Origin of the sequence: Actinotignum sanguinis (assembly GCF_003957255.1) — a bacterium.
Lineage (GTDB): Bacteria > Actinomycetota > Actinomycetes > Actinomycetales > Actinomycetaceae > Actinotignum > Actinotignum sanguinis.
Map to the genome: position 1 here is coordinate 62,461 of NZ_QDIE01000006.1, position 12,412 is coordinate 74,872.

Genomic DNA, 12,412 nt, shown 5'->3' on the forward strand with positions numbered 1-12,412 from the left:
AGTACCCGCACGGGATGACAAAAAATGACGCAGGAATAGGCGGGAGCAATGAAAGATGGTGCGGACGGCCTGGATCTCCTTGCAGCCCTGGTGATTCGCGGGAACGGTAGACGGATCTACGCCATTGACGGACGCAGCGGGGCGGGGAAAACCCAGCTATCGCGGGCCCTCGCGGCGCGACTACGGGAGAGCGGGCTGGCGGTCGAGATTCTTGAGGTGGAACGTTTCGTACCCGGATGGGACGGCTTGGCCCGTGGCGTGGAGCGGGTAGCCCGGGAGATTCTGGGGCCTTTTCTGAGTGGGGAAAGCGTGCGGGTGACACCATGGAATTGGTATATGAGCTGCTACGATGCTCCGGTAACGGTGCCGGCTGATCAGCTCACCGAGGTGCTGCTGCTGGAAGGTTGCGGGGCGGCTTCCGCTGCCTGTGCCCCGCTATGCACGGCCACAATCTGGATGGAATGTGAGGATTCTCTCCGGCTGGCTCGGGTGCGGGAGCGCGAGGGTGATCCGAGTGGCTGGTGGGATATGTGGGCCGCTCAGGAGCGTGCGTTGCTCACAACAAGAGATGCCCCGGCCCTGGCACACGCGGTGGTGCGCTGGGATGCGGGACAGTTACATGTGCAGATACGCGGCTCTTAGGCAGCCCCGGCACGAATCTGGGTGAGGGCCCGGCCCGTGGCCAAAATATCAACAATGGCAACGAGGTCGGTATCTCCGCGGGCTTGGCTGGCTGGAATAAGAATCATGACACGCGAACCTACCCGCTGATCAACCAAACCTTTGCGCATTCCATCCATGAGATCGCCCATCGCCGCGCGCACCGGCCCCGATGTCCAGCTGGAATCAACCGTTTGCCCATTCGGATCCACAAGGAAGTAGTTGAGCACAAGTTCGTCCGAGGCGGCTACCTGCTCACCGCGCCCGAGCACGAGCGGCACCACCGCGAATTCCGGAATGGGCCCGCCACCCCCGGTCAGCACGGGTGCCACTCCTTCGCCGCTTGCTAGCCCCGGCATTCCGGCCGGCGGCGTGACCGGTGGAGGCGCTGACTCCCCGCGTGCATTTGTGTAGAGAATATCGACAATGACGATTTCTATCGCACCGGGATCTCCGGCAACTAATTCTTCTCGCTGGATGAGCAGGCGGCTGCCTTCCCGCTGCCCGCTGATGTAGGGGGCAAGCTCCCCCACTCCGGCTTGGCTCACGGTGGCGAGGGTGATCCCGCCGGTGGCAAAGCCTTCAACCGGAGCTTCGGTACGCGAGTCGAAGGAGGTAATGCGGGCGAGGACCGGGCTGCCTTCGGCCAGTTCCACCCCGTCTCCCGGGATGAGGACATCCTGGCGCACTCCGTCAACATGGAGATTTCCACTCACGGAGATGGTCACGGGAGCTCCGAAAGCACCTGTAACATCCACGCTTCCGGGGGTGCCGGGCTCGCGGTGGCCGCTACAGCCCGCTAGCGCGGTAGCGGCCACCGCTAGGCCCGCCAAGATAGCTCGGTATCGCACGGGGTAGTTCACGCGGTGATCTCCTCGATAAGCGCCTCGACCTCGGGGTTTTCAGTGGCGAGTGGGTCGTTGAGGACCGCACTGGAATTCCCATTGGCCTCCATGAGGCGCAGGGTGGACCAGTCCACCGCCACATCGCGCCGGGCTTGCCGGGCCGCGGCCAGGAAACGCCCCCGCAGTGCGGCCCGGGTGGTTTGCGGCGGGGTCGTTATCGCTGCGGTGGCGCGTGCGGGCGCGATAACCCGGCGCAGGAGCCCGGATTCTTCCATCCGGTCGCGCAGGCCTCCTGCGGTGATGTCGTGATATGCCAAATCCAGGCGTGCCACGCGGGTATCGCAGAGTTTCGCCCCGGTGCGTTCCCGGTAGCGGGTGAGGAGGGCGAGTTTGGCAGCCCAGTCGATTTCGGTGGCAATAGCGCTCGGATCACGGCGTTCCACCGCGTCAATGGCGCGCTCCCACAGCTCGAGGAGATAGCGCCGGGTGGGGTCGAGCTCCGCCAGGTATCCTTTCCGATCCAGGTGGTTCAGCGCGGCTTCGTACATCCGCTGCTGTACCGAAATCGGATCGGTCAATCCGCCGCTGGCCAGTTCCAGATTCGCGCGCCCCGATAGGTCCGCGCCCGTGATCCGGATGGCGTGCATGGGGTCAGCGAGCTCCAGGTCCGGAAGGATAGCTCCTTCTTCCACGAGGGTGAGGAGAGCTTCGGTGGCCGCAACTTTGAGGCCGGTTGTTGCCTGGGAGATATTGGAATCCCCCACGATGACGTGCATGCGCCGATAGAGTTCCGCATCAGCGTGGGGTTCATCGCGGGTGTTGATCATGGGTCGAGACCGCGTGGACGCCGAAGAGATAGCCTCCCACATTTGGTGGGAGCGCTGGGAGAACTCATAGCGAACCTGCCCGTCTTCCCCGCGGTGCAGGCTACCGGCTCCCGCTACGATCTGCCTGGTCACAAAGAAGGGGATGAGCCGAGCAATGCGCTGGCGATAGTCAGGGCGCCGGTGCACCATGTAGTTTTCGTGGCAGCCGAAAGAATGCCCCTCTGAATCAACATTGTTTTTCAGGAGGTGGATGGCCCCAGGTACGCCGTCGTCCTGTAGTTTTTCATTGGCGCGTTTCGCGAGCCGCGCAAAAATGAGTTCGCCGGCGCGGTCATGCGCGAGGAGATCGTCAATGTTGTCACATTCGGCCGTGGCATATTCCGGGTGTGCACCCACGTCCAGGTAGAGACGTGACCCGTTTTCTAGAAAAGTGTTCGTGGACCGATGCACGGCAACTACCGGCGCGAAGAGTCGCTGTGCGGATTCTTCGGCGTCCAGCGGTGGGCGTGTACCGCGCTGCGCCGCGCAGGTGATCCCGTACTCGGTCTCAATGCCCATAACGCGACGGGGTATCACTGTCCGCCTTTCTGCACGAATCCTTGCACGAAGGAGGACGCATTGCTTTCCAGCACGGCGTCGATATCGTCGAGCAGCGCATCAATACCAAAATCTTGGTTCTGTGCCTGCGGGGCCTCCACTTCGGTGTGTTCTTCCTGGCGGCGTTGGGGCTGCAGGAATTCTTGACTGGACATTTCTTCCTTCCTCTTCTCTGGTAGTGATATGCGCACGGGTGGCCGGGTGCTGCGGGCCGAGTGCGCGCCCGGGGCAGGGTGCCGGGCCGGGCGCGGTGGCGCGACTTCGCCTAGGAACCCGCCGCGGTGAGCGCGGCTATAACGTCGTCTATCGTGTGTGCGGCGGTCAGGGTAGCTCCCAGTGCGGCTTCGTTCGCGGCGTTCGGATTGGGCAAGTTGAGGCGATGAAGCTGGCCGGTGCTATCGCGTAGCAGCACGCTCGACCAGCTGGCCGCAGCCACGTGATCGGAAAAACGGGAGATGAGCTGCCCGCGGAGATACGCGCGGGTGGAGCCCGGGGCCTGCCGGGCAGCGTGGGCGATCTCCGCCTCCGAGAACAGCTCCTCCACCCGGCCCGCGGCCCGGAGCTTCGCTACGATGGAGCGCTCGGGGCGCAGGTCGTGCCATTGGACATCGAGGGCACGCAGCTTATCCGAATCCCAGCTTCCCCCACCGCGTTCGCGTAATTCGTTGAGGATCTGGTATTTCGCTACCCATTCCACCTGGGGTGCGGCGGAAAAAATATCACGGGAGAGCAGGTCAAGGATGTTTTGCCAGCGTTCGAGAATCTCGGCGGTATCCGGGTCTACCTCACCGTATTCGGCCAGCGCATCGCGCACCGCATCGAGGTAGATCTGCTGAATCTCCAGGGCGGTGCGCGGTTCGCCTTCGTGTACTTCGAGTTTGGTGGAGAGGGTGGGATCCTGGGATACCGTCCACGTGAGGGGTACGGGATTGTCCATGATCACGGATTCCAGCCCGAGCGGCACCGCATCCTGTTCTAGCATCCACAGCACCAGCGAGGTGGTTCCGACCTTGAGCAGGATAGACACGTCGAATTGGTTGGCATCTCCCCCGATGACGTGCAGGCGCCGGAACCGCTGCGCGGCCGCGTGGGGTTCATCGCGGGTATTGATAATGGGCCGGTTGAAAGTAGTTTCCAGCCCGACGTCATTTTCCACGTAGTCAGCGCGTTGCGAGATTTGGAATCCGGGTTGTTCGGAGCGCGGGCCGAGCCCCACGCGCCCGGTGCCGCACAGAATCGGCCGGGTCACGAAAAATGGAATGAGGTAGCGGATGATCTCCGTAAAAGGTAGGGCCCGATCCACCAGGTAGTTTTCGTGGGAACCGTAGGCCGCGCCTTTTCCGTCCACATTGTTTTTATAGATCGCAAATTCTCGTCCGCGCTCGCGCAACAATTCCATGCCGCGCCGCGCGATGAGTTCACCCGCGCGGTCCCAAAGCACCGCTTGCCGTGGAGTTGCGGTTTCCGGCGCCGAATATTCCGGGTGGGCATGATCAACGTAGAAGCGTCCGCCGTTGGTGAGGACCGCGTTGGCGGCGCGCGGGCGGCGCAGCTCTGCGTCATCTTCCGTACTAGGTACGACGACGACGCCAGCTGGCGGGGCGGGATGTTCGGGGTCATCGGTGAGTTGAGAGGGATCCGCCTCCTCCCGGCTCATCCGGAAACCGCGCGCGTCATTGAGGGGGTCTTCCCCGGTGTAGTCCCAGGCCACCGGGCCATGCGCGCCGGCTCCTTCCCCGCCATGCCCGTAGCTTTCTACAAAATCGGCCGAGAGCACCACGGGATTTGCCCGCGGCGCAGCGGGTTCCATAATCCCAAATTCTGTTTCCAGGCCGATGACTCGACGTGCTGTCACCGTGACTCCTTCCCCGTTGTATTCGGCGCGGGCTGCGCACTTGCGTCGGCCTGGCATGCCGGATCAACCTGGCGCGGCCGCACCGCCACGATTCGCTCCCCGCGGTTTTTACCGTTGACTTTGGCCCATTCATCCGGGTTGGAGATCTGATCCAGTTCCGAGCTATCACGCGCTTCAGCGTGGACCGCGGCCACGGCGTGTTCCGCGGTAATGCCGCGCGCACCGCTCGTCAAATATGTTTTGATAGCTGCCTTTTTCGCGCGATCAACAATGCCTGCCAGCAGCGCCCCAGATACAAAATCGGCAAGGTAAAGAGTTTCTTTCCGCCCCGAGGCGTAGGTGACATCAACAAATCGATTCTCCGGGGATGCCTCGAAAACGCTATCCGCGATGAGGCGGGCCAGATGGGCAGCGGCGCCGGCCCCGCCACCGTAGGCTTCGATATCAGCCGGAGCGTAGGGCAGATCCGGAGTGAGGTACTTGGAGAGAATATCCACGCTTCCCGCGTAATCGGGGCGTTCTACCCGAATTTTCACGTCGAGTCGGCCGGGCCGCAAGATAGCCGGGTCGATCATATCTTCCCGGTTGGAGGCGCCGATAACAATGACGTTAGAAAGTTGTTCCACCCCGTCAATTTCGGCAAGAAGTTGGGGCACCACGGTTGTTTCCACATCGGAAGAAACCCCTGAGCCGCGGGTGCGGAAGAGGGCTTCCATTTCGTCGAAGAAAATAACAACGGGAATACCCGAGGAGGCCCGGTCCCGGGCCCGCGAAAAGATTTCGCGGATCTGGCGTTCGGTTTCCCCCACGTATTTATCGAGAAGCTGCGGGCCCTTGATATTGAGGAAGTACGAGGATGCCTTGGCTACCCCCTGGGCGCGCGCAGCATTCTCCGCGAGAGAGGTGGCCACCGCTTTCGCGATCATTGTTTTCCCGGTTCCCGGAGGCCCGTAGAGCAAAATTCCCTTGGGTGGGCGCAGGCCGTGCTCTCGGTAGAGTTCGGGTTGCTGGAAGGGTAATTCGATACTGTCACGGATTTCCTCAATCTGGGTATCCAGACCGCCAATATCCGCGTAGGAAACATCCGGCACCTCTTCGAGTAAGAGGTGTTCGACATCCGGCCGTTCCACTTTTTCGACCAGGAACCCGGTTTTCAGATCCGCCATGCAGGTATCTCCCACCCGCAGGCTAGCGGCTGAGAGCTTCCCGCCGATGCGCAGCACCTTTGTTTCATCCGCGTGCACTCGCACGAGCACCCGCTGGGGATCCAGGACAAGCTCCACGGCCACAAGTTGCCCGGTATTTTCGTAGCCGCCGATGCCGACCACCACGAGTTCTTCATTCAGGCGTACTTCTTGGCCGGGGCGTAATTGTTCCAAGGCGACATACGGGGACACAGCCACATTCATTTTTCGGCCGCCCACGAGGGCATCAATGGAATGATCAGAAGAATGCCCGCGAATAAAGGTGGCGAAAGTAGCCGGCGGCCGGGAAAGGGAATCGAGTTTCTCCCCCAATTCCTGGATCCGTTTGCGGGCGGCGACCAGCGAGGTGGAAAGCCGTTCATTTTTCTCACGCAAGGACGCGATTTCGGCAAGAGCCGCGCTCGACTCCGATGTGCTCATGGCTTCCTTTCTGATCGTCCCTTTATTCTAGGACAGGCCAACCTTACCGCCCACCCCGGGATATAGCATCCCCGGCGCTCCCGAAGCTAGGCCACTAGTCCTCTACCTGGCGGGATTCCTCCACCTGCCCTTGTGTTTCCGCGTGCCGGAGTTCCTCTACTTGCCGCTGTTTTTCGGCTTCGCGGACGGCGATTTCCGCCGCGATTTTCTCAGCTATCTGGCGAGAATGTTCCCCCGGGGTAGATACCCCGCTTTCTTCTACGTCGGCTCGGTGTGCCAGGTCACGGCGGACTTTACGCAGTTTCTTTTCTGCAATCGGGCGTTCTTGAAGTGGTGCAGCTTCGCTATTTTCCCAGGGCATAGGTTCGGCGTAGGCGCCCTTGGCCGGGCGGGATGCCGGAGTTAGCCGGGTGGGCCCGGCTAGCCGACGCGCCAAAATGAGGAAGCCGGTATGCGCGACCATCCGGTGATCGGGACGCACCGCGAGTCCCTCTAAATGCCAGGTACGCACCAGAGTTTCACTAGCCTCGGGGCCGGTGAAAAGTCCCGTGGCTTTGAGATCTTCGGCGCAGCGGGAAAGCTGCGTCGTCGTTGCAACGTAGGCGAGGAAAACCCCGCCGGGCACCAGAGCCTGCGCGGCCGCCGGAATGATTTCCCAAGGAGCGAGCATATCGAGGATAACGCGATCAAAACCTGCCGGGTGAGCAGCCAAAATATCAGCGGCCTCCCCGCATTCCACCCGCCAGTTATCCGGGTGCTTCCCCCACCAGGACACCAGATTGGCCTGCGCTATCTCCGCGAATTCCGGGCGGCGTTCCGCGCTCAGAAGAAAACCTTCGGTGCCGACCGCCTGGAGCAGCGAAATGGAGAGCGCGCCGGAGCCCACCCCGGCTTCAAAAACTCGCGCCCCCGGATAGATATCCGCAGCGTGGATGATTTGCGCCGCATCTTTCGGGTACACAATGGTGGCACCTCGGGGCATGGAGAGCACGTAATCGCTCAGGAGCGGGCGCAGGGCAAGGAATTCGCGGCCCTCCGGGGTGGTGATGAGGCTACCTTCCTCTTGTCCAATAAGTTCGCTGTGGCGGAAGGAACCGCGCGTGGACTGGAAATAGCCATCAACCGTGAGGTTGATGGTGTAATGCCGCCCTTTAGGATCGGTGAGTTGCACGCGTTCACCGGGGCGGAAGGGGCCTCGTCGTAGTGTCATTCCTCCAGTGTAGTTTGTCCGTGCGACAGATTTTTCTGTCGCAGCGAGTTGTTAAAGTGGAATCATGACTCGTCACGCCGCACTATCACCATCACGTGCCAAAGATTTCAAGCAGTGCCCGCTACTCTTCCGTTTCCGGAGCGTCGATCACCTTCCCGAAGCACCTTCCCTCGCCGCGCTACGCGGCACTCTCGTGCATTCTGTTTTGGAGTACCTATACGCCGCACCGCAGCACGAACGCACCGAGGAATATGCCCAGTCCCTCCTGCTGCCGCGCTGGGAAGCCCACCTGGAAAAGTCCCCTCAAGATGCCGATCTTTTCGAATCCGCGGATGCACTCTCGCAATGGCTGGAGCAGGCCCGCGCTCTTATTAGTAACTATTTCCATATGGAGAATCCGCGTTTTTTGGCGCCGCGGGATCGGGAGAAGTTCATCAATGCCCGCCTGCCGTCCGGTTTAGCGCTGCGCGGAATCGTGGATCGAATTGACGCGGCACCCGATGGAGCCTTGCGCGTGGTTGACTACAAAACGGGGAAGTCACCACACCCGCGCTACCAGAACGAAGCGCTGTACCAGATGCGCTTTTATGCGCTGCTTTTAGAGCTGACGGAAGGGCAGCGCCCGGCTCGCACCCAACTTGTCTACCTCAAAGATGGGCGCACCCTCACCTATGATCCGCTTCCGGAAGATACCCGGCGTATCGCCATGGATTTGGAAGAAACCTGGCGGGCCATCGCCGCGCGCCTGGATTCGGGGGAATTCGAACCGCGCACCTCCCGGCTGTGCGATTGGTGCTATTTCCAGCAGATCTGCCCGGCCTTCGGCGGCACTCCCCCGCAGCTCAGCAGTGAGGGGGTGGAGCAGATGCGCACCGCACATAGTTAACGCAGTGCCGCATCGCCCGTGCTGCCCTCGGGCACCAGGCCCGCCCTCGGGCACCAGGCCTGAGCCATCTGCCTCAGGTGTGGTGCCTCAAACACCTGGCCCCTGTTCTGCGGTTAGTGGGTAAGAAGCCGAATCCCCAGGAGTGCATCAACGGCGCGGGCCACCTGTTCCGTATCGGGTGCCCCGGCTGCCGCCCAGTCATCCAGGATGCGCAGTGCCTGCGGAGTATCCAGATCATCGGAAATAGCGTCAATAAGTGCCCGGCACGTTGGAGCTAACTCCGCGGGTGCCACGGCTGGCGCAGCGGAAGTTTCGGGTGCGCTCGCAGCGGCCGCGGGCTTTGCGAGCGCACTGCGGGCTGCCTGCTGCCAGCATTCCAGGCGGGCTTCGGCACGCCGGAGCGCACTCGCCTCATATTCCCAATCGGAGCGGTAATGATTGGCCAAAAGAACCAGGCGAATAGCACTCGGGTGCGCGCCTGCCGCGATCAGCTCCGAAACCCGCACCAGGTTACCCAGCGACTTGGACATTTTTTCGCCCTGGTAGGCCACCATACCCACATGGAAGTGGATATCTACCCGGCCGCGATCATCGGTCATCTCTCGCAGATGGCTCTCGCTCATTTCGTGGTGCGGGAACAGCAAATCGCGCCCACCGGCCTGCACGGTGATATGTTCCCCCAGGTAGGTGCGGGCAATCAGCGCGCATTCCACGTGCCAGCCCGGCCGCCAGAATCCGGGTTTCTCCCCCGTGGGTCGGAAATTATTACCGCGCACGCCCTTCCACACCAGCGGGTCAAGGGTGCGGCGTTTACCCGGCCGGGTGGAATCCCCACCGTGCTCGTCAAAAATCTGCTCGAGATCCAAATACTCAAATACCGGCGCGGCAGCGAAACTCGGGTCACGGGTGAGGTCAACATAGATATCTTCCGAGCCGTCCCCATTGGGCAAACGGTAGGTAAGACCGCGAGCCTCAAAATCGCGCACAACCGCCTCCAGCTCGTCCAAAATCTCGGAGACCGCAATCCACTTCCCGGGCGGGACAACTCGCAGCGCATCCATATCGGAACGGAAAAGCGCTATTTGAGAATCGGCAAGTTCGCGCCAATCCACCCGCGTTTGCTCGGCGCGTTCGAAAAGCGGATCGTCAATATCCGTAATGTTTTGGGCGTAGCGAACCGGAAGGCCAGCCGCCATCCAGTACCGCACCAAGGTATCGGCGCTCACATAGGTAAAAGCGTGCCCCAGGTGAGTGGCATCGTAGGGCGTGATACCGCAGGTATAGAGGGTAGGTTGCCGAGTTTCTACCCGGCAGATTTCCTCATTATCGGAATCGTAAAGGTTGAGGTCCGGGGTGAATCCCAGTGGTGGTACCTCCGGGCGTGTCCAAGTCTCCATCTGGTTATCCGTTAGTCTCCTACGTCGCGAGTCCTCCGCGTGAGGAACTCAAGCACAGTTTACCCAGTACGCCGCTAGCTCTCAGAGAACACCGGTGCAAGGCGAGCCATCGCGGCGTCGTCGTTAAAAAACAGAGAGCGTACCGGTGCCCAAGAGCACCACCACGAGTAGAGCCAATCCAAGACGGTAGATCACGAAGGGCAGGTACGAACGCGTGGAGACCAAACGCAAGAACCACACGATCACCGCGTACCCCAGAACGAAAGAAATCACCGTGGCAAGAATCGTGGGCCCGGCCGGAATCGAGGCGTCTCCGGCGTATTTGACCAGCTGGTAGAAACCGGAGAGCAGCACCGCGGGCACCGCCATAAGGAAAGATACCCGCGCGGCGGCTTCGCGCGTGTAGCCGAGGAGCAGGCCGGTGGTAATCGTTCCACCCGAACGAGACACCCCCGGAATAAGCGCGAGAGCCTGCCCGAAACCGAGAAGCAAGCCGTCGCGGTAGCTCATATCGCGCAGCTCTTTGCGCTGGCTGGCCCAGCGATCCGCCAGCCCGAGGAAAATCGCGAACAGCGCCAGCACAGCCGCGGTGATATAAAGATTGCGCAGCGATGTTTCAATCGTGTCCGCGAAAAGAAGGCCGAGAATGCCAATGGGAAGCGTGCCGATAATGACCACCCAGCCCATGCGTACATCCGCGTCCGTGCGCGCCACCCGCCCGGTCCACGAACACAACCACTTCCGGATAATGCGCACGATATCTTTCCAGAAATAGCAGAGTACCGCGGCTTCGGTGCCCAGTTGAATAATTGCGGTGAACGCCGCACCCGGATCTCCCCACCCGAAAAGATCACCGACAATCCGGATGTGCGCCGAGGAAGAAATCGGCAAGAATTCCGTTAGCGCTTGCACAAAGCCAAGAATGGCTGCTTCTAGATAACCCACGGGGCCTAAGCATAGCGGGCGGGGCGTGCGCGCGCGTTGAGGTGTCCGGCTGACACAGTGGTTTAGAGTGGAGCTATGGATTATCGTGCGGTTGGTGCCAGCGGGCTTCTTGTATCCGCTCTCGGCTTGGGAACGCTCACGTGGGGTCGCGATACCGATGAGGAGGAGGCCCGCGGGCAGTTGCGCGCTTTCCTCGACGCGGGCGGCACCCTCGTAGATACCTCACCGGCTTTCGGTGATGGCGCGGCAGAAGCACTGCTCGGCTCCTTGCTCGGCTCTTTTTTTGGCGACGACGCCGCTCGCTCCCCGCTCACCATCTGCACCCGCGTAGGTTTCCTCGATAATCCGAGCGGTCCGAGCTATAGCGTGTCGCGAGCCGGTATTGAACGTTCCCTCGCTGCCTCGCTCTCCCGGCTCGCTATCGAGACCGTAGATATCGCCGTAGCCGGTGGCCCCGATGGCGTGACCCCGGATGAGGAAACCGCACTAGCCCTGGCCGGGCTGGTGACCCGCGGCAAAGCACGCTACATCGGAGTATCGGGATATGAACCCTGGCGAGTGGCGGCTATGCAAACTATGCTGCGGGAACGCCATCTGCCTCCGCTGACCGTGGCGGAAGAAGAATACTCGCTGGTGGAGCGCAGTGTAGAAAAATCCACGCTTCCCATGTGTGAAGCTATGGGGATCGGGGTGCTCGCCACGTCAGCCCTCGGCCGCGGGGTGCTCACCGGGAAATACCGGCATTCTATTCCCGCCACCTCGCGGGCTGCCTCCGATCACCTGGCTGCTTTTGTGGCCCCCTATTTGAGCGAAGGACCGCGCCGGATCGTGGAGGCAGTGGCGAAAGCCGCTGACGGCTTGAACTGGAATCCCGCTGAGGTTGCGCTGGGCTGGCTCCTATCCACCCCCGTAAGCGCGGCGCTGGTGGGCGCACGTACCGCCAGTCAATTAACAAGCCTGCTGGGAGGAACCCTTGCGGGTGGTGAAGAACTTCCCGATCTGGTGATCGAGGCGCTCAACGATATTTCTTAGGAACGGGATGCGGGGGCGTCGTCGTCTTCTTCGTCATCGAGACCGGGGTAATCCTCATCATCGTCATCGTAATCATCGTCTGAATCGTCATCATCGTCGTCCAGATCGTCGTAATCATCGGTGTCGTAGAGGTAATCCTCGGAATCGTCATCCTCGTAAAAATCTTCGCTATCGCTATCGAAGACATCCAGCGGTGTTTCGACATCAAAATTCGTGAAGATGACGTCATCGTAAATGGTGTAAGCATCCGCCAGCTTATCGGCGGCTTCCAGCACCGCCGGAGCTTCCGGGTCATCAGCGGTAGTAGCCGCCTGGTGGAAATCCTCGAAAGCACCGATGAGACGGTCAAGCGCAGCGCGCGGATTCGTAGCCATGGCCCTAGAATACCCCGAAAGGCACGCGATTCGGGTAAATAGACAGAAATGGTTGCTAATACCCAGACTTTCCCTCGCTATACCAACACAAAGTCCGGGTCGTTGAGCTTTCCGGCCTCAATAGCCTTGCATACTTGACAAACACCGGGAGAGTGAAAA

General features: G+C 61.1%; 12 protein-coding genes. 3 read left to right on the top strand and 9 right to left on the bottom strand.

The genetic code is table 11. The features are described from left to right. The first annotated feature begins 48 nt into the window (after positions 1-48). Positions 49-642, top strand: a complete 594-nt coding sequence (locus tag DDD64_RS02935; protein ID WP_126134948.1) for a nucleoside/nucleotide kinase family protein — start codon at positions 49-51, stop codon at positions 640-642. Here DDD64_RS02935 and DDD64_RS02940 read toward each other — a convergent pair. From DDD64_RS02940 to DDD64_RS02965, 6 genes are all read right to left on the bottom strand, one after another. Beyond that, a complete protein-coding gene (locus DDD64_RS02940; protein ID WP_126134949.1) occupies positions 639-1,523 on the bottom strand; it encodes an FKBP-type peptidyl-prolyl cis-trans isomerase in 885 nt (294 codons plus the stop codon). The two genes, DDD64_RS02935 and DDD64_RS02940, sit on opposite strands and share 4 nt — an antisense overlap. Beyond that, positions 1,520-2,890, bottom strand: coding sequence for a Pup--protein ligase (gene pafA / locus DDD64_RS02945; RefSeq protein WP_126134962.1), 1,371 nt, complete (start codon positions 2,888-2,890; stop codon positions 1,520-1,522). Before pafA ends, DDD64_RS02940 begins: the two co-directional genes overlap by 4 nt. A gap of 14 nt (positions 2,891-2,904) precedes the next feature. Continuing rightward, positions 2,905-3,084 carry a ubiquitin-like protein Pup gene (locus tag DDD64_RS02950; protein ID WP_126134950.1) on the bottom strand — a complete coding sequence of 60 codons (180 nt, stop codon included), beginning with the start codon at positions 3,082-3,084 and terminating at the stop codon, positions 2,905-2,907. 110 nt (positions 3,085-3,194) lie between these two features. Continuing rightward, on the bottom strand, positions 3,195-4,784 hold the full coding sequence (gene dop, locus DDD64_RS02955) for a depupylase/deamidase Dop (protein WP_126134951.1): 1,590 nt from the start codon (positions 4,782-4,784) through the stop codon (positions 3,195-3,197). Beyond that, positions 4,781-6,409, bottom strand: coding sequence for a proteasome ATPase (gene arc, locus DDD64_RS02960; RefSeq protein ID WP_126134952.1), 1,629 nt, complete (start codon positions 6,407-6,409; stop codon positions 4,781-4,783). Before arc ends, dop begins: the two co-directional genes overlap by 4 nt. 94 nt (positions 6,410-6,503) lie before the next feature. Then, positions 6,504-7,619 carry a tRNA (adenine-N1)-methyltransferase gene (locus tag DDD64_RS02965; RefSeq protein WP_126134953.1) on the bottom strand — a complete coding sequence of 372 codons (1,116 nt, stop codon included), beginning with the start codon at positions 7,617-7,619 and terminating at the stop codon, positions 6,504-6,506. A 64-nt stretch (positions 7,620-7,683) separates the two neighbouring features. Here DDD64_RS02965 and DDD64_RS02970 point away from each other — a divergent pair, with 64 nt between their 5' ends. Further along, positions 7,684-8,505, top strand: coding sequence for a RecB family exonuclease (locus DDD64_RS02970; RefSeq protein ID WP_126134954.1), 822 nt, complete (start codon positions 7,684-7,686; stop codon positions 8,503-8,505). 113 nt (positions 8,506-8,618) lie between these two features. On the opposite strand, the gene DDD64_RS02975 is transcribed toward DDD64_RS02970, so the two are convergent. Next, positions 8,619-9,902, bottom strand: a complete 1,284-nt coding sequence (locus tag DDD64_RS02975; protein ID WP_126134955.1) for a hypothetical protein — start codon at positions 9,900-9,902, stop codon at positions 8,619-8,621. Positions 9,903-10,025: 123 nt separating this feature from the next. Then, positions 10,026-10,847, bottom strand: coding sequence for an undecaprenyl-diphosphate phosphatase (locus DDD64_RS02980; protein WP_126134956.1), 822 nt, complete (start codon positions 10,845-10,847; stop codon positions 10,026-10,028). Positions 10,848-10,922: 75 nt separating this feature from the next. Between DDD64_RS02980 and DDD64_RS02985 the strand changes: the two genes are divergently transcribed. Then, the gene (locus DDD64_RS02985; protein WP_126134957.1) at positions 10,923-11,879 is read left to right on the top strand and encodes an aldo/keto reductase; all 957 of its coding nucleotides are present in this window, start codon (positions 10,923-10,925) and stop codon (positions 11,877-11,879) included. On the opposite strand, the gene DDD64_RS02990 is transcribed toward DDD64_RS02985, so the two are convergent. After that, positions 11,876-12,253 (bottom strand): hypothetical protein, encoded by a 378-nt coding sequence (locus tag DDD64_RS02990; protein WP_126134958.1) that lies wholly within the window; start codon positions 12,251-12,253, stop codon positions 11,876-11,878. The two genes, DDD64_RS02985 and DDD64_RS02990, sit on opposite strands and share 4 nt — an antisense overlap. Positions 12,254-12,412 lie beyond the last annotated feature (159 nt).

What these genes read in the sequence shown, in the direction of transcription:
- arc (WP_126134952.1), bottom strand. Translation starts at nt 6,409, where the DNA reads ATGAGCACATCGGAGTCGAGCGCGGCTCTTGCCGAAATCGCGTCCTTG.
- DDD64_RS02965 (WP_126134953.1), bottom strand. Translation starts at nt 7,619, where the DNA reads ATGACACTACGACGAGGCCCCTTCCGCCCCGGTGAACGCGTGCAACTC.
- DDD64_RS02975 (WP_126134955.1), bottom strand. Translation starts at nt 9,902, where the DNA reads ATGGAGACTTGGACACGCCCGGAGGTACCACCACTGGGATTCACCCCG.
- DDD64_RS02970 (WP_126134954.1), top strand. Translation starts at nt 7,684, where the DNA reads ATGACTCGTCACGCCGCACTATCACCATCACGTGCCAAAGATTTCAAG.
- DDD64_RS02935 (WP_126134948.1), top strand. Translation starts at nt 49, where the DNA reads ATGAAAGATGGTGCGGACGGCCTGGATCTCCTTGCAGCCCTGGTGATT.
- DDD64_RS02950 (WP_126134950.1), bottom strand. Translation starts at nt 3,084, where the DNA reads ATGTCCAGTCAAGAATTCCTGCAGCCCCAACGCCGCCAGGAAGAACAC.
- DDD64_RS02985 (WP_126134957.1), top strand. Translation starts at nt 10,923, where the DNA reads ATGGATTATCGTGCGGTTGGTGCCAGCGGGCTTCTTGTATCCGCTCTC.
- DDD64_RS02990 (WP_126134958.1), bottom strand. Translation starts at nt 12,253, where the DNA reads ATGGCTACGAATCCGCGCGCTGCGCTTGACCGTCTCATCGGTGCTTTC.
- pafA (WP_126134962.1), bottom strand. Translation starts at nt 2,890, where the DNA reads ATGGGCATTGAGACCGAGTACGGGATCACCTGCGCGGCGCAGCGCGGT.